Origin of the sequence: Pseudomonas sp. Pseusp88 (assembly GCF_047303955.1) — a bacterium.
GTDB lineage: Bacteria > Pseudomonadota > Gammaproteobacteria > Pseudomonadales > Pseudomonadaceae > Aquipseudomonas.
The window spans coordinates 1-260 of record NZ_JBGLYM010000128.1; the positions used below are offsets into that span (position 1 = coordinate 1).

General features: G+C 56.5%; 1 protein-coding gene. It reads right to left on the reverse strand.

Annotated elements, in window-relative coordinates; all coding sequences use genetic code 11:
- Window positions 1–107, reverse strand: a 107-nt coding sequence (locus tag ACCD02_RS32750; RefSeq protein ID WP_413310736.1) for an exodeoxyribonuclease VII small subunit, incomplete at its 3' end; no start/stop codon positions are given.
- Window positions 108–260: the final 153 nt, after the last annotated feature.

The window sequence follows — 260 nt, forward strand, 5'->3', positions numbered from 1 at the left end:
GTCAGGGAGTCTTCCAGCGACAGTTCGCAGTTTTCCAGACGCTCTACCAGCGTTTGCAGGTCTGCGAGTGACTTTTCGAAATCCAGTGCAGCTTTCTTGCGGGCCATGGCGGACTTTCCGGTAGAGGTTAAACCGGCGCGACACTAGCAGAGCTTGGGCTTTGGGGCAAATTACACAGGGCCTGCATCCGGACCTCAGGAGCTGCCTATGGCTGCTATAGCGCAATATCGGACATCGTCATTCGCAGCCTTCGGCAGCTC